Origin of the sequence: Nostoc sp. (genome assembly GCF_036917815.1) — a bacterium.
Lineage (GTDB): Bacteria > Cyanobacteriota > Cyanobacteriia > Cyanobacteriales > Nostocaceae > Nostoc.
In genome coordinates, this window is record NZ_JBALEK010000037.1 from 118,580 (window position 1) to 137,417 (window position 18,838).

The window sequence follows — 18,838 nt, forward strand, 5'->3', positions numbered from 1 at the left end:
AACAAGCAGACCTCTGTGCTGCTTAATGCAACGGCTGATCCGACCTTAGCCAATGACCCCTATATCATACGTCAGCAGCCTAAAAGTATCTTGTGTAGCCCAATTTTACATCAAGGGAAGTTGCTGGGTATTTTATATCTAGAAAATAATTTAGCGACAGGGGCGTTCACGAGCGATCGCGTCGAACTACTTAATTTACTTTGCGCTCAAGCCGCAATTTCTTTGGAAAATGCCCAACTTTACGAGCAAGCGCTAGAAAATGCCCAACAGCTAGAGCGATCGCTGAATGAGTTGAGTGTGGTTCAGTCTCGCTTCTACAATCTAGTAAACAATGTGCCTGGCGTAGTTTATCAATACCGCATGACTTCTGAGGGAGTAATATCTCTGAGCTACATTAGTGCCGACTGTTACAGCTTGCTGGAAATTACCCCAGAGCAAGCCATGTCCAATTGGCAGTTTTTCGACAATATGGTGCATCCAGACGACATAGCCAGTTTTCTACAGTCCCAAACTCACGCCATTCAAACCCGATCTTTTTGGCACTGGGAAGGGCGAATTCTCACCCCATCAGGAATTCTTAAGTGGATTCATGGAGAATCACGAATCGAACAGCTTGCCGATGGCTCAGTAGTTTGGGATGGATTATTTTTGAATATTAGCGATCGTAAAAAAGCTGAACTTGCCTTACAACAAAAATCACTTGACTTACAACAAGCGCTAACTGATTTGCAAAATGCCCAATTACAAATGGTGCAAAGTGAGAAAATGTCTGCACTAGGCAATTTGGTTGCTGGTGTAGCTCACGAAATGAATAATCCCCTCGGTTTTATTGCTGCTAGTCTAAAACTTGCTAAACCTAGCATCGCTGATATTGTTGAACATCTCGGGCTATATCAAGAAATTTTCCCCAACAAGAGTGAGGAAATCATTGACCACGCCGAAGAAATCGACTTGGATTATAGTTTAGAAGATTTGCCCAAGATGATTGATTCTATGTCTATGGCGTGCGACAGGCTCAAAAATATCAGTACCAGTTTACGTACTTTCTCCCGCGCCGATCAAGATTACAAAGTGCCTTTTAATATCCACCAAGGCATTGATAGCACCATTCTTATTCTCAAACATCGTCTCAAGGCCAATGACCTACGTCCCGCTATTGAAGTTGTTACCAACTACGGTAATTTGCCTCAGATTGAATGCTTTCCAGGTCAATTAAATCAGGTGTTTATGAATCTGATCGCTAATGCTATTGATGCTTTGGATGAATCTAATCATGGACGCATATTTGAAGAAATTAAAGCCAATTCTAACTGCATTACAATCACAACTTCAGTCGAAAATACTAGCGTTAACATTGCCATTGCGGATAATGGTAAGGGGATGAGTGAACAAGTCAAATCGAAAATATTTGACCATTTATTTACTACGAAAGCCGTCGGGAAAGGGACAGGATTAGGATTAGCGATCGCTCGTCAAATTGTCGAATCAACTCACGGCGGAAAATTGAGTTTTAACTCTGTTCTAGGTAAGGGGACAGAATTTATCATTGAAGTTCCGGTATAATTTTTCGCTCTTTTTGGTAAATAACTTCAGATATCTGGGAATACTAAATCTGGAAATATTCAGGATTTAGCAGCATGGTTAGCATTTTAGTCAGTATTCCCGGATATCGCATCTATGATTTACTTTACAATGGTTCGAGAACCCTAGTTTATCGAGGGTATCGAGAAACCGACTCGTTACCTGTAGTCATTAAACTGCTGAAAAATCCTTATCCGAGTTTCAGCGAACTCTTGTCGTTTCGTAACCAGTACACCATTGCCAAAAATCTCAACTCACCGCTAATTGTCCAAACTTATAGCCTGGAACCTTACCAAAATGGCTATGGGTTGGTGATGGAAGACTTTGGGGGAATTTCCTTGAAGGAATGGGGAATCAGAGGAAGGCAACAATCTCTACAAGAGTTTTTGGAAATAGCGATCGCACTCTGCAATACCTTAGATGTACTCTACCGCGAGCGTATCATACACAAAGACATCAAACCCGCCAATATTCTCATTAATCCAGAAACCAAACAAGTTAAATTAATCGACTTTAGTATTGCATCTTTGCTACCACGGGAAACCCAAACACTAATCAATCCCAATGTATTAGAAGGTACACTCGCTTATATTTCGCCAGAACAAACAGGCAGAATGAATCGGGGAATTGACTACCGAACTGATTTTTATTCTTTAGGTGTTACTTTTTATGAGTTACTCACCGGAAAATTACCATTCCCATCAAATGATGCAATGGAGTTGGTGCATTGTCATATTGCAAAAATTGCACCATTAGTATGTGAAACTAATTTAGAAATTCCATCTGTAATATCAGAAATTGTCAGCAAATTGATGGCGAAGAATGCTAAAGATCGCTATCAGAGTGCATTGGGGCTGAAGTTTGATTTAGAAAATTGTTTACATCAGCTACAAGTTGATGGTATGATAAAGGGTTTTGAAATTGGACAAAGGGATGTGTGCGATCGCTTCCTGATCCCAGACAAACTCTATGGACGAGAAACCGAAGTTAAAACATTACTTGATGCATTTGAACGAGTTAGCCTGGGTGCAACAGAAATGATTCTGGTAGCAGGTTTTTCAGGAATTGGGAAAACGGCGATTGTCAACGAAGTTCATAAACCGATTGTGCGCCAGCGCGGTTATTTTATCAAAGGGAAATATGACCAATTTCAACGCAATATTCCCTTCAGTGCATTTGTGCAAGCATTCCGAGATTTAATGGGGCAACTTTTAAGCGAAAGCGATGCACAAATTCAGCAATGGAGAAACGAAATATTATCAGCAGTTGGTGAAAATGGACAAGTAATTATTGAAGTTATCCCCGAATTATCAAGAATTATTGGTGAACAACCAGCCGCCATAGAATTATCAGGAACGGGGGCAGAAAATAGATTTAATTTATTATTTCAAAAATTTACCCAAATCTTTACCACTGTTGAACATCCCTTAGTAATATTTTTAGATGATTTGCAATGGGCAGATTCGGCATCACTGAAGTTAATGCAGCTTTTAATGGCTGATACAGGTCATATACTGTTAATTGGTGCATACCGTGATAACGAGGTCAACCCAGTACATCCATTAATGTTGACTTTGAATGAGATTGAAAAAAACCAAACAACGATTAATACAATTACCTTAGCGCCACTGAATCAAAAAACAGTCAATCAATTAGTTGCTGATACACTTAAATGTTCCCAGGATTTGGCATCACCTCTTTCTCGGTTAGTGTTTCAAAAAACTCAAGGAAATCCGTTCTTTTCTATCCAGTTTTTGAAGGCATTACATCAAGAGCTACTGATTAAGTTTACCCCCCCAACCCCCCCTTGGCAAGGGGGGGCTACGGGGGGGTGGCAATGCGATCTTGCCCAAATAAATCAACAGGCAGTTACAGATGATGTCGTTGAATTTATGGCGTTGCAGTTAGAGAAATTACCATTAGCAACCCAGAATATCCTCAAGTTAGCATCTTGTATTGGCAACCAGTTTGATTTAGCAACTTTGGCAATTGTTTCGTCACAATGCCAAATTAATACGGCGGCTGCTTTGTGGAAAGCATTGCAATCAGGATTGATTTTACCGATTAGTGAGGTCTATAAATTTTATCAAGGAGAAGAAAGCGAGCAATTGGCACTGTCATCTCAGAATATCGAGAAAAAAATAGCTAAATATGCCTTCTTACATGACAGAGTACAGCAAGCGGCTTATTTCTTGATTTCCGATGAACAAAAAACAGCAACTCATCTTAAAATTGGACAATTACTGAGAGAAAATTTGTCTGAGTTAGAGATTGAAGAAAAACTCTTCGATATCGTTGGGCATTTGAATTTAGGAATTGAGTTAATTAGTCAAGCAAGCGATCGCCAAGCCCTAGCTCAACTCAACTTCAAAGCTGGTAGTAAAGCCAAAAATGCGACTGCATACACCGCAGCTAGAGTGTATTTCCAAACTGGGATCGCCTTACTCCAGCCCGACTGCTGGCAAACACAGTACGAATTAGCCTTGAACCTCCATTTGGCAGTAACCGAAGCTAGCTATTTAAATAGTGACTTTGAGAGCATGGAAGAGATGGCTGGAGTGGTTTTGCAGAACGCCCAGACCATTTTTGACAAAGTGAAAATCTACGAAATTAAAATTGCGGCACTAACGGCTCAGAGCCAAATATTAGGGGCGATCGCCGTCGGCGCAGATGTTCTGAGTCAATTAGGGGTGGATTTACCGAGTGCGCCAGAGCAAGCCCAAATCGCCAAAGCCCTAGAATACCTAAAAGAGCAACTCCAAGGCAGAGAAATTCCTGAACTGATTGACTTACCCGTGATGAGCGATCGCTCTGCGATCGCCGCAATGCAATTATTAGGAATATTGTTTGCACCAGTATTACTGGGAAATCCGGGTTTAATGCCTCTGTTGAGCGCAACGATGGTGCGGTTGTCGCTCCAGTTTGGCAATACCCCCGCCTCGACGGTAGGATATGCGATTCACGGTATGGTGCTATGTGCTTTTTTGAGCGAAGTTGAAACTGGCTACAAGTTTGGTCTTTTAACTCTCTCGTTGCTAGAAAAATTGAACGAGCGGGGTATATGTCTCCCTTTAAGCCTCTTTGGGGCTTTCATCCAACATCGCCAGCAATCGTTTTTGGCAACGCTATCGACAATGAAAGATAGCTACACCAATGGTATGGAAACAGGCAATTTTCTGTACGCTGGCTACAGCATACAATGTCACGCCTATATAGCGCTGTTCGCTGGTGTAAATTTAAATACGTTGTCAGCCGAATTAGCTCCTTACAGTGTGGTTCTGACTCAGGCGAAACAAAATGCGGCGTGTATTTTATTGGATACAGTGCGGCAAGTGGTGGAGAATTTGAGAGAAACAGGGAGCCAACCCCATCGCTTAATGGGCACTGCCTACAATGAAACAATTATGCTGCCAAAGCACCAGCAGGATAACGATTTCACAGCGATCGCCTACGCCTATACCTACAAGCTGATGCTTGCTGCTCTCTGGGGCAATTATCATGCTGCCCTTGACTATATCACTGGAATCAAGCCCTATTTTATCGCAGCAGCAGGGGCGGTACATATTCCCGTTTTTCATTTTTATGCTGCCCTCACATACCTAGCACTCTTCCCCACCCAGCCAGAAGCAGAGCAAGAGGCAAGGGAGCAGGGAGCAGGGAGCAAGGGGGAAAGTTCAAATGGGGATTTGACCCCACCTGGACGAGAACCACTTGTAAGAAGTGGGGGAATCAGACATGAGTTCCACTCCGCTCCACAGCAGGAGTCAGGGGTCATTTCCCCCCGCTCCCTGCCCCCTTCCCCCTGCTTCTTGGTTGAGGCGCAAACCCACCAAACAATTCTGCATCAATGGGCAGAAAATGCCCCGATGAATCACTTGCATAAATGGTATCTAGTGGAGGCTGAACGGTATCGAGTGTTGGGTGAAAAAGCCGCAGCCAGTGAGTGTTATGACCAAGCCATAAATCTTGCTAAAACACATCAGTTTATTAATGAAGAAGCCTTAGCCAATGAACTGGCGGCAAAATTTTACCTTGACTGGGGCAAACAGCGTATCGCTGGGGAATATATGATTGAAGCCTACTACAGCTATATTCGTTGGGGTGCGAAAGCTAAAGTTGCTGACTTGGAAAGACGCTATCCCCAACTGCTTGCTCCCATCCTCCAGCAAACCCGTTCTCCCCTGTCAATTAATGAAACTGTCTTGGCACTATCCACTAGTTCCCCCAGTTCCAGCAGCAATGTCTCTGTTGCTTTAGATTTAGCTGCCATTCTCAAAGCTTCCCAAACTCTGTCAGGCGAAATCGAACTCGAAAAATTGCTCTCAGTATTGCTGGCAATCGTCATTGAAAATGCGGGGGCTGATAAATGCGTATTAATGCTTTTGCAAGACAAGCGCCTATTGATCAAAGGGTCAATTACCCTAGGGACAGAGCCAATCTTATTGCAGAGTTTTCCTGTTGAAGACAGCCAGGATATTCCCCTGAAGTTGATTTACAAAGTCTTGCACAACAGGCAGACCACTATGCTAATTGATGCAAGTGCCAATCCGACCTTAGCCAATGACCCCTATATCATTCGTCAGCAGCCTAAAAGTATCTTGTGTAGCCCAATTTTGCATCAAGGTAAGTTGATGGGCATTTTATATCTAGAAAATAATATAGTGACGGGGGCATTTACGAGCGATCGCTTACAAGTTCTCAATTTCCTCACTACTCAAGCAGCAATTTCTCTAGAAAACGCATTACTATATCACAAATTAGAGGACTATTCCCATAGTCTGGAGCAAAAAGTAGAAGAACGCACCCAGGAAATCACAGAAAAGGCCACTCAGCTAGAATTAACACTGGAGAAACTTTACTCGACTCAATCCCAACTAATTCAAGCCGAAAAAATGTCCGGTTTAGGACAGTTAGTTGCTGGGATTGCTCATGAAATTAACAATCCGATTAATTTCATCTATGGCAACTTACAACCAGCGAGTGAATACGTTACATCTTTAATTGAATTAAATAATTTATATCAGGAACTTTATCCGCAACCCTTGCCAGAGATTGCCGATAAAATCGCCGATATTGAACTAGAATTTATATCTGATGATTTACAAAAACTCCTGTCATCGATGAGGGTAGGAGCAGATCGTATCCGTCAAATTGTGTTGTCACTGCGAAATTTTTCCCGTTTGGATGAATCAGAAATAAAATCAGTAGATATTCACTCTGGCATTGATAGTACTCTGTTAATTTTGCAACATCGACTTCAGAGCAATAGTAAACATCCAGAAATTGCAGTTATTCCAAAATATGGTCAACTCCCTTTAGTTAATTGTTATGCCTCGGCTCTGAATCAAGTATTTATGAATCTGATCAACAATGCCATTGATGCCTTAGAATCATCAGATATAAATCTCCAACCCACTATTACAATTCAGACAGAATTTACGGAATCAAAAAAGGTAATTATCCGCATAGTAGACAACGGTATAGGGATGAGCAAGTCAGTGCAAAATAAAATATTTAATCCATTTTTTACGACCAAACCAGTAGGTAGTGGTACAGGCTTGGGATTGTCAACTAGCTATTCGATTGTGGTAGAAAAACATAGGGGTAATTTAAGTTGCATTTCTGCACCAGGAAAGGGTACAGAATTTATCATTGAAATTCCGGTGTAAAAAATTTTTCTCTTGTTTATAAAAAACTTTAGATATCTGGGAATACTAAATCTGGAAATCTTCAGGATGAGCGCAGTATGGTTAGCACCGTTGTCAATATTCCCGGATATCGGATCTATGATTTACTCTACAATGGTTCGAGAACCCTAGTTTATCGAGGGTATCGAGAGACTGACTCATTACCAGTAGTCATTAAACTACTGAAAAATCCTTATCCCAACTTCTCTGAACTCTTGTCGTTTCGCAATCAGTACACCATAGCTAAAAATCTCAACTCACCGCTGATTGTCCAAACCTATAGCCTAGAACCTTATCAGAATGCCTATGCGCTGGTAATGGAAGACTTTGGGGGGATTTCTCTCAAGGAATGGAGACTTGTACTGAGTGAAGCCGAAGTAGTGGGGCGAAGTGTAGAATCTCTGATAGAGTTTTTGGAGATAGCGATCGCACTCTGCACCACCTTAGATATACTCTACCGCGAGCGCATTATACATAAAGACATCAAACCCGCCAATATTCTCATTAATCCCGAAACCAAACAAGTTAAATTAATTGACTTTAGTATTGCATCTTTACTACCACGAGAAACGCAAACACTGATCAATCCCAATGTGTTAGAAGGAACACTTGCTTATATTTCCCCAGAACAAACAGGAAGAATGAATCGGGGAATTGACTACCGGACTGACTTTTATTCTTTAGGTGTCACCTTCTACGAATTACTTACAGGTGAGTTACCTTTTCAATCGAACGAGCCGATGGAGTTGCTGCATTGTCATATTGCTAAACAACCTCCGTCAGTTATTAGAGATGAGATACCGCAGGTGATTTCAGATATCGTCATAAAATTGATGGCGAAGAATGCAGAAGACAGATATCAAAGTGCCTTGGGACTGAAGTTTGATTTAGAAAAATGTTTACATCAGCTACAGATTGATGGTATAATTAAAATTTTTGAAATTGCACAGATGGATGTGTGCGATAGCTTTACCATCCCCGAAAAGCTCTACGGTCGAGAAAATGAAGTATCAACCTTACTGCAAGCCTTTGAAAGAGTTAGTCTTGGGGCCACAGAAATGATGTCAGTAGCGGGATTTTCGGGAATTGGGAAAACAGCAGTGGTGAATGAAGTTCATAAACCAATTGCTAGACAACGGGGTTATTTTATCAAGGGAAAATACGATCAATTCCAGCGCAATATTCCCTTCTCTGCCTTTGTCCAAGCCTTCCGAGATTTGATGGGACAATTGCTATCAGAATCCGATACTGAAGTGCAAGGATGGAAAACCAAGATTCTCGAAGTTGCGGGCGACAATGGGCAGGTTTTGATAGACGTGATTCCTGAACTAGAACTAATTATTGGTAATCAGCCACCAGCGACAGAACTATCAGGAAGTGCCGCCCAAAATCGCTTCAACCTGCTGATGCAGAAATTTGTAAAAATATTCACCAGCGTTGAGCATCCTTTAGTGATGTTTTTAGATGATTTACAGTGGGCGGATTCCGCATCTTTGAATCTCCTACAATTGTTGATGGTAGAGACAGGATATTTATTGATATTGGGTGCGTATCGAGATAATGAAGTGTCACCGGCTCACCCCTTTATCTTAACAGTGGATGAGATGATCAAAACTGAAGCAGTTGTGCATACAATAACACTGCAACCCTTAAGTTTGATGGATATGAATCAGTTGGTGGCAGATACGCTGAATTGCGAATTATCTCTAGCTCAACCATTGTCAGAATTAGTCTATCAAAAAACTAAAGGCAACCCATTTTTTGCGACGCAGTTTCTTAAAGCCTTACACGAAGATCGGCAAATTATCTTTAATTGGGAAGCTCACCATTGGCAGTGCAATATTGCTGAAGTTCGATCCTTAGCCATCACTGATGATGTGGTGGAGTTTGTGGCGTTGCAATTGCAGAAATTGCCTACTCAGACTCAGTATCTGCTAAAACTAGCAGCTTGCATTGGGGCGCAGTTTGATTTGCAGACCTTGGGAATTGTTGCCAAAAAATCTCTGGAGGAGGCGGCGACACCGTTATGGAGAGCTTTGCAAGAAGGTTTAATTATTCCCAATACGTAAATCTATAAGTTTTTTATGGAGTCTGATACTGCTTCTATTTCTGATGTTGTAGCCAATCCCACTTATCGGTTTCTGCACGATCGCGTCCAACAAGCGGCCTACTCGCTAATTCCTGAGCATCAGAAAACAGCCACCCATCTCAAAATTGGACAGTTACTTCAGGAAAACTGCTCAGAAATAGAACAAGAAGAAAAGTTGTTTGATATTGTTGGACATCTGAATATTGGCAAATCTCTGATTACTCAAACTGGAGAACGAAGAGAACTCACCCAACTCAATCTTGCCGCAGGAAAGAAAGCAAGATTATCTACTGCCTATGATGCGGCGATCGCCTATTTCACAATTGGGATGGAACTATTACCTGAAGATTGCTGGAACTCCAATTATGAACTAACTCTTGCACTCCATGAAGCAACTGGCGAAGCTGCTTATCTAAATGGGCAGTTTGAGCAATTTGAGCCGATCGCCGCCATCACCTTGAAATCTGCCAAAACCCTGCTAGATAAAATCACCACCTACGAAACTCAAATTCAGGTATATCTGGCACAGAATTGTCTGGCAGAATTAATGGAGACTTCTCTGAATATCCTCAGCCAACTCGGGATTCAGTTGCCCAAATCCCCCAATATGGCGCAAATCTTACTAGGGTTAGCTAAAACCAAACTCATCCTAGCCGGCAAAAAAACGCCTGATTTACTAAATCTGCCGATTATGTCAAGTCCGGAAAAATTAGCGGCTATGCGGATGCTATCCAGTGCGATAAATGGGGCTTTTATTAGTGGATCAAAACTATTTCCTTTATTGGTGTTCCAACAAGTAAATTTGTCGGTGCGATTCGGCAATATGCCCCTGTCTGCCTACGCTTATAGTTGCTATGGGATTATTTTATGTGGAGTTTTAGGCGATATTAATCAGGGTTATGGGTTTGGTCAGTTGGCATTACAAATCTTAGGTCAGTTCAATGCCAAGGATCTTCGATCCAAAACTCTCAGCATTGTGAATGGCACCATTTTCCCTTGGAAACAGCATCTCCGTTCCACCTTATTAGGACTTCAGGAAGGCTATCAAATTGGATTGGAAACCGGCGACCTAGAGTCTGCTTATGCGTGTATTTCGATGAGGGGTAAGCATTTATATTGGTGTGGATCTGAGCTTTTAAGTTTAGCCCAAACGCTGCACCATTACAGTGAAATGATGAGGCAAACCAAGCAGCACATTTCTTTAATGTATACCAGTATCTATCATCAGGCCACATTAAACTTAATTGGAGAATCTAGTAACCCTAGTTTACTTGAGGGTTCAGCTTATTCGGCAACGCAAAACGCTAGTCAAAAAGCAGCGGGCGATCGCACAGGGTTATTTTTCTATTATGTCAACCAAACCTATTTAAGTTACTTATTTGGTGAAGTTGCCAGGGCCTGCCAGCAAGCGACTCTTGCCCAGCAATATGTAGAAGGTGGCACTGCCTTATATGTCACTGTGCCATTTTACCTCTACGATTCTTTATCCCGGCTAGGATTGTATCCCCATTCAACAAAATCAGAGCAACGACAAATCCTAGATCGCATCGCTAAAAATCAGCAGAAATTGCACAGGTGGGCAAGTTTTGCCCCCATGAATCACCAGCATAAATGGTGTTTGGTTGAAGCAGAACGCTATCGGGTTTTGGGACGCAACACCGAAGCAATGGAAATGTACGATCGCGCCATTACTCTCGCCAAAGCCAATCAATTCGTCAACGAAGAAGCATTAGCCAACGAATTAGCCGCCAAATTCTATCTCGATTGGGGCAAAGAAAAAATCGCTCAAACCTACATGATTGAAGCCTATTATTGTTACACCCGGTGGGGAGCAAAAGCCAAAACCGAGGATCTAGAAACCCGCTATCCCCAACTACTCGCCACAATTTTGCAAAAACAGCAACCAGCTTTCAAACCAACGGAAACAATGATTTCTGTTGGCTCTCAAACGATCCAAACTTCCGGTTTCAGTCATACTAGCCTCTGTGAAACTTTCGATTTGGCAACCATTCTCAAAGCTTCTCAATCGCTATCGAGTGAAATTGAGTTGGAGAAATTACTTTCAACCCTAGTCCAGGTGATACTTGAAAGTGCAGGGGCTGATAAATGTGCGTTGCTGATGCCAAGAGGCTCACACTGGGTAATTGAGGCATTATCTCAACTCGAACAACCTGCCCAGATATTGCGTTCGCTGCCCTTTGACGATGGTCAAACAGTACCCGTTACCTTAATCAATCGAGTCAAAAACACCCTTTCCTTGGCTGTAATTGAAAATGCAATAGTCGAGCCAACTCTAGCGGCTGATCCTTATATGATTCGCCACTCGCCCAAAAGTATCCTCTGTGCGCCAATTGTCAACCAAGGCAAATTGATTGGCATTTTATACCTCGAAAATAACCTGACAGTGGGAGCATTTACACGCGATCGCCTACAAGTTCTCAATCTCCTCACAACTCAAGCAGCTATTTCTCTAGAAAACGCTCAATTATATCACAAATTAGAGGAATATTCCCATACTCTGGAGCAAAAAGTCGAAGAACGCACCCAGGAAATCACAGAAAAAGCCACTCAGCTAGAATTAACACTGGAGAAACTTTACTCGACTCAATCCCAACTAATTCAAGCCGAAAAAATGTCAGGTTTAGGACAGTTAGTTGCTGGGATTGCTCATGAAATTAATAATCCGATTAATTTCATCTATGGCAACTTACAACCAGCGAGTGAATATGTGGCATCCTTGATTGAATTAAATAATTTATATCAGAAAGTTTATCCGCAACCATTGCCAGAAATTGCCGATAAAATCGCCGATATTGAGCTAGAATTTATATCTAATGATTTACAAAAACTCCTGTCATCAATGAGGGTAGGAGCAGCTCGTATCCGTCAAATTGTGCTGTCACTGCGGAATTTTTCCCGTTTGGATGAATCAGAAATAAAACCAGTAGACATTCACTCTGGTATTGATAGTACGCTGTTAATTTTGCAACATCGACTTCAGAGTAATAGTAAACATCCAGAAATTGCAGTTATTCCAAAATATGGTCAACTCCCTTTAGTTAATTGTTATGCCTCGGCTCTGAATCAAGTATTTATGAATCTGATCAACAATGCCATTGATGCTTTAGAGGAATCAGATATAAATCGCCAACCGACTATTATAATTCAGACGGAATTCCGAGAAGCAAAAAATGTAGTTATCCGCATTGCAGACAACGGTATAGGGATGAGCGAGTCTGTGCAAAATAAGATGTTTAATCCATTTTTTACTACAAAGCCGATTGGTAGTGCTACAGGCTTGGGATTATCAACTAGCTATTCGATTGTGGTAGAAAAACATGGGGGTAAGTTAAGTTGCATTTCCGCACCAGGAAAGGGTACAGAATTTATCATTGAAATTCCGTTATAGTTTAGGACTCAGATCCCCGACAACTTTCGCGAAGTCGGGGATCTTTTTTGGGAATACTAAATTTGGAAGTTTCACAGATTTAGCAACATGGTGAGTATCTTTGTCAGTATTTCTGGATATCGCATCAGTGAAGAACTCTACAATGGTTCCAGAACCCTAGTTTATCGAGGGTATCGAGAGACTGACTCATTGCCGGTAGTGATTAAACTGCTCAAAAACCCTTATCCCAGCTTCTCTGAACTCTTATCGTTTCGCAATCAGTACACCATAGCGAAAAATCTTAACTCACCTCTGATTGTCCAAACCTACAGCCTGGAACCCTACCAAAATGGCTATGCGTTAGTGATGGAAGACTTTGGGGGGATTTCTCTCAAAAATTATTTCACCTCTAACCAGACGCGATATATTGCGTCTCTACAACAGTTTTTAGAGATTGCGATCGCACTCTGTAACACCTTAGATGTACTCTACCGGGAGCGGATTATTCACAAAGACATCAAACCCGCCAATATTCTCATTAATCCCAAAACCAAACAAGTTAAATTAATCGACTTTAGTATTGCATCTTTACTCCCACGGGAAACGCAGACATTAATCAATCCCAACGTCTTGGAAGGGACACTAGCTTATATTTCTCCAGAACAAACGGGGAGGATGAATCGGGGGATTGATTACCGCACAGATTTCTATTCTTTAGGTGTGACATTCTACGAGTTACTTACTGGAAAGTTACCTTTTGTGTCAAATGATCCAATGGAGTTGGTACATTCTCATATTGCAAAACTTCCACCAATGTTAGGGGATAGGGGACAGGGAATAGGGGATAGAGAAGAGATTCCCCAAGTTCTCTGTGACATCGTGATCAAATTGATGGCAAAAAATGCCGAATCCAGATATCAGAGTGCTTTGGGATTGAAGTTTGATTTAGAAAATTGTTTACATCAGCTACTAGTTGATGGTAAGATAAAGGATTTTGAGATTGGGAAACGGGATGTGTGCGATCGCTTCATCATTCCTGATAAACTCTATGGACGAGAAACCGAAGTATCAACCCTACTTCAAGCATTTGAGAGAGTTAGCCTTGGTGCAACAGAAATGATGCTGGTAGCTGGCTTTTCGGGAATTGGTAAAACTGCGATTGTCAACGAAGTTCATAAACCAATTGTGCGCCAACGGGGTTATTTTATCAAAGGGAAATATGACCAATTTCAACGCAATATTCCCTTCTCTGCATTTGTGCAAGCATTCCGAGATTTAATCGGACAATTATTAACTGAAAGTGATGTCCAAATCCAGCAATGGAGAAACCAAATATTAGAGGCAGTTGGAGAAAATGGACAAGTAATTATTGAAGTTCTCCCCGAATTATCAAGAATTATTGGTGAACAACCAGCCGCCATAGGATTATCAGGAACGGCGGCAGAAAATAGATTTAATTTATTGTTTCAAAAATTTATCCAAGTCTTCACCAGTGCAGAACATCCCTTAGTGATGTTTTTAGATGATTTGCAATGGGCAGATTCGGCATCACTCAAGTTAATGCAGCTATTAATGGCTGATACAGGACATCTTTTTATCATTGGTGCATACCGTGATAACGAAGTAAATCCGGGACATCCATTAATGTTGACTTTGAGTGAGATTCAAAAAAACCAAGCAACGATTAATACGATTACTTTAGCACCACTGAATCAAGTCATAGTCAATCAATTAGTTGCTGATACACTGAAATGTCAGGAAAGTTTGGCATGGAATCTTTCTCAATTAGTCTATCAAAAAACTCAAGGTAATCCGTTTTTTGCAACCCAGTTTCTCAAAGCATTGCATCAAGATAGGCTAATTGAATTTACCCCCCCAATCCCCCCTTACCAAGCGGGGGGGTGGCAATGTGACATTGTACAAGTAAATCAGCAAGCAGTTACAGATGATGTTGTGGCTTTTATGAGTTTTCAATTGCGAAAACTACCACAATCAACTCAACAGGTGTTACAGTTAGCTGCTTGTATTGGCAACCAGTTTGATTTAGAAACTTTAGCAATTGTTTGTGAGCAATCCCAAATCGAAACGGCTTCAGATTTGTGGAAAGCCTTGCAAGAAGGGTTGATTTTACCGATTAGTGATGTTTATAAGTTTTATCAAGGAGAAGAAAGCGAGCAATTAGCGCTGTCATATCAAAATACCAGTAAACAAATAGCCAAATATAGATTTTTACATGACCGAGTACAGCAAGCGGCTTATTCCCTGATTCCCGATGAGCAAAAAACAGCAACTCACCTCAAAATTGGACAATTACTACTGCACAGTTCCTCGGAAGTAGAACTGGAAGAAAAACTGTTTGATATTGTCAGGCATTTAAACCAAGGAATTGAGTTAATCACTCAACCGCAAGAACGGGAAGATTTAGCCAAACTTAACTTAAAAGCTGGAGTGAAGGCGAGAAATTCTACAGCTTATACTGCGGCAAGAGTTTATTTGCAAACAGGGATTGACATACTGACAGCCAACTGCTGGCAAGATCAATATGAATTGACTCTGGATCTCCATGTTGCTGCTACCGAAGCTGCTTATTTGAATGCTGATTTTGATGGCATGGAAAAAATAGCAACAGTGGTGTTACAAGAAACTGAGACGATTTTAGACAAAATCAAAATTTACCAAATTCAAATCGTCGCCCAGACAGCCCAGGGCAAGATATTAGAAGCGATCGCAGTGGGAAGAGATGCACTCTTTCAATTGGGGGTTGAACTCCCCATTGCACCTGACGAAGCCAAAATTGCTCAAGCCATACAAACCATAGCCAGTCTTCAAGGTGACAGAGAGATTGAGGAATTAGTCGATCTACCTGTAATGAGCGATGGCCAGACTCAGGCAGCTATGCAACTGTTAGGAATATTATTTTCACCGATTCTACAGGCAATGCCCGGATTACTGCCCATACTGAGCGCGACGATGGTGAGTTTATCACTCCAGTTTGGGAATGCACCAGGATCAACGGTGGGGTATATGATTCACAGTATGGTGTTGTGTGCTTTTTTGGGAGAAGTGAAAACAGGCTATAGCTTTGGGCGATTAGCAATCAACTTGCTCGATCGATTTAATGTCAGGGAATTCAAGTCTAAAGTTCTACTTCTGTTTGCCGCCTGGGTTCAACATCATCAGGAATCTCTCAGGGCAACGATGCTGACGAAGAAAGATGGCTATGCAACTGGTATGGAAACTGGTGATTTTCTCAACGCTGGCTACAACGCGCTCAATTACCTCGTTGCCAAACTTTTTGCTGGGGTAGAACTGGACGTTTGGGAACCCGAAATCGCAGCTTACAGAGCTGTCTTAGTGCAGATAAAACAACATTCTGCCCTGACTTATTTGGATCTTATGCAGCAAACTGTGGAGAACTTGAGGTCAGCCCGTATTCTGTCGGATTGCTTAATTGGCAGTACATACGATGAAACGGTGATGATTCCTAAGTACCATCAGGACAAGGATCTCACAGCGATCGCTACTGCTTACACTTACAAACTGATGCTTGCCTACTTTTGTGGTAACTACACGGCTGCCCTAGACTATAACGCCCAAGCCAAACAGTATTTAATGGCAGTATCAGGGATGATTTTTATTCCCATTTTTCATTTCTATACAGCCCTGACGTATTTGGCACTCTTGTCCACACAGCCATCGGAGCAAGGCGAATTTCTCGTCTTGGTGGAAACCCATCAAACTATTTTGCAACAGTGGGCCCAAAATGCCCCGATGAATCATCTGCATAAATGGTATTTAGTTGAGGCAGAAAAACATCGGGTTTTTGGCAATAAAGCCGAAGCAATTGAACATTACGATCGCGCCATCATTGGAGCCAAAGAAAATGCTTATATTCAGGAAGAAGCGCTGGCTAATGAACTAGCCGCAAAATTTTACCTCGACTGGGGTAAACAGGAGATTGCCCAGTCATACATGATGAACGCTTACTATGGCTATGCTCGTTGGGGTGCAAAAGCCAAAGTCGCTGACTTGGAAAGACGCTATCCCCAACTTTTGGCTCCTATTCTCCAACAAACTCGCACTACCTTCTCGGTTAACGAAACCGTCTTTACATTAGGAACAGTCACCTCAAATGGTTCTTCTAGTTCTTCCTCCAGCGTCTCCGATTCTCTCGATTTAGCTGCTATTCTCAAGGTTTCCCAAAGTATCTCAGGTGAAATCGAACTGGAAAAACTGCTCTCATCGTTGCTTTTGATCGTCATCGAAAATGCCGGGGCTGATAAATGCGTGCTAATGCTCTCGCAAGACGATTCGCTAGGCGACACCAAGGGTGAACGCCTACTGATCAAAGGGTCAATTATTGAGGGTTCGGAGCCGATCGTGTTGCAGAACCTTCCCGTTGAGGAGAGTCAAGATATTCCCCTAAAGCTGATTTACAAAGTGAAGAACAACAGACAGACTGCTGTGCTGCTTGATGCGACGGCTGATCCGATTTTAGCCAATGACCCGTATATCATTTGTCAGCAGCCTCAGAGTATCTTGTGCAGCCCGATTTTACATCAAGGGAAGTTGTTGGGTATTTTGTACTTAGAAAACAAGTTAACAACGGGGGCGTTCACAAGCGATCGCGTGGAACTACTCAATTTACTTTGCTCTCAAGCGGCGATTTCTTTGGAAAATGCTCAACTCTATGAGCGATCGCTAGAAAATGCCCAACAGCTAGAGCGATCGCTGAATGAGTTGAGTGTGGTTCAGTCTCGCTTCCACAATCTAGTAGACAATGTGCCTGGGGTAGTTTATCAATATCGCATAAGTGCCGATGGGGTTATATCGTTGAGCTACATTAGTGCCGACTGTTACAGCTTGCTCGAAATTACCCCAGAGCAAGCTATGGCCAATTGGCAGTTTTTCGACAATATAGTGCATCCAGATGATACCGAGAGTTATGAGCAGTCCAAGATTCAAGCCGTTCAAAACCTATCTCCCTGGCAATGGTCAGGACGAATTATTACACCCTCTGGAATTATCAAGTGGATTCATGGGGAATCTCGAATCAAAAAATTTGCCGATGGATCTATGGTTTGGGATGGATTATTTTTGGATATTAGCGAACAGCAAGCTGCGCTACACGAACGCAAACTTGCTGAACTTACCTTACAGCAAAAATCACTCTTACTAGAACAAGCGCTAACTGATCTACAAAACGCCCAATTAAAAATGGTGCAAAGTGAAAAAATGTCTGCGTTGGGTAATTTAGTTGCTGGTGTAGCTCACGAAATGAATAATCCTTTAGGCTTTATTGCTGCTAGTCTAAAACTTGCTAAACCTACTTTCACTGATATTGTTGAACACTTAAAACTCTATCAAGAAAATTTACCCAACAAAGCTGATGAAATTCTTGACCATGCGCTCGAAATCGACTTGGATTATAGTTTATCAGACTTGCCCAAAATGATTGATTCCATGTCTATGGCCTGCGACAGGCTCAAAAACATCAGCACTAGTTTAAGAACTTTCTCCCGTGCCGATCAAGACTACAAAGTGCCTTTCAATATCCACCAAGGCATTGATAGCACCATTCTCATTCTCAAACATCGTCTCAAGCCCAATGAACAACGTCCGGCGATTGAAGTTGTCACCAACTACGGGAATTTACCTCAAGTTGAATGTTTCCCTGGTCAATTAAATCAGGTATTTATGAATCTTTTAGCCAACGCTATTGATGCCTTGGATGAATCTAATACCGGACGCAGTTTTGAAGAAATTAAAGCCAATCCTAACTGCATTACAATTACAACCTCTGTCGAAAACGATCTAGTTAAAATTGGTATTGCTGATAATGGCAAGGGGATGAATGAACAAGTCAAATCCAAAATATTTGACCATTTATTTACTACAAAGGCTGTTGGTAAAGGCACGGGGTTGGGGTTGGCGATCGCTCGGCAAATCGTTGAAGAAACCCACGGCGGAAAATTGAGTTTTAACTCGCTTCTAGGTGAGGGTACAGAATTTATCATTGAAGTTCCGGTATGAGTTTTCGCTCTTTTTGCTAAATAACTTCAGATATCTGGGAATACTAAATCTGGAAATATT

General features: G+C 41.8%; 2 protein-coding genes and 2 pseudogenes. All 4 read left to right on the forward strand.

Going from position 1 to position 18,838, the window contains the following annotated elements; translation table 11 throughout:
• Positions 1–15 precede the first annotated feature (15 nt).
• Positions 16–1,563: pseudogene (locus tag V7K97_RS32005) on the forward strand (GAF domain-containing sensor histidine kinase); the annotation flags it as partial.
• Between the two features lie 74 nt (positions 1,564–1,637).
• Positions 1,638–7,250, forward strand: a complete 5,613-nt coding sequence (locus V7K97_RS10630; RefSeq protein ID WP_334800879.1) for a trifunctional serine/threonine-protein kinase/ATP-binding protein/sensor histidine kinase — start codon at positions 1,638–1,640, stop codon at positions 7,248–7,250.
• Between the two features lie 77 nt (positions 7,251–7,327).
• A pseudogene (locus V7K97_RS32010) lies at positions 7,328–12,766 on the forward strand (trifunctional serine/threonine-protein kinase/ATP-binding protein/sensor histidine kinase).
• Positions 12,767–12,853: 87 nt separating this feature from the next.
• On the forward strand, positions 12,854–18,778 hold the full coding sequence (locus tag V7K97_RS10645; RefSeq protein WP_334800882.1) for a trifunctional serine/threonine-protein kinase/ATP-binding protein/sensor histidine kinase: 5,925 nt from the start codon (positions 12,854–12,856) through the stop codon (positions 18,776–18,778).
• Positions 18,779–18,838: the final 60 nt, after the last annotated feature.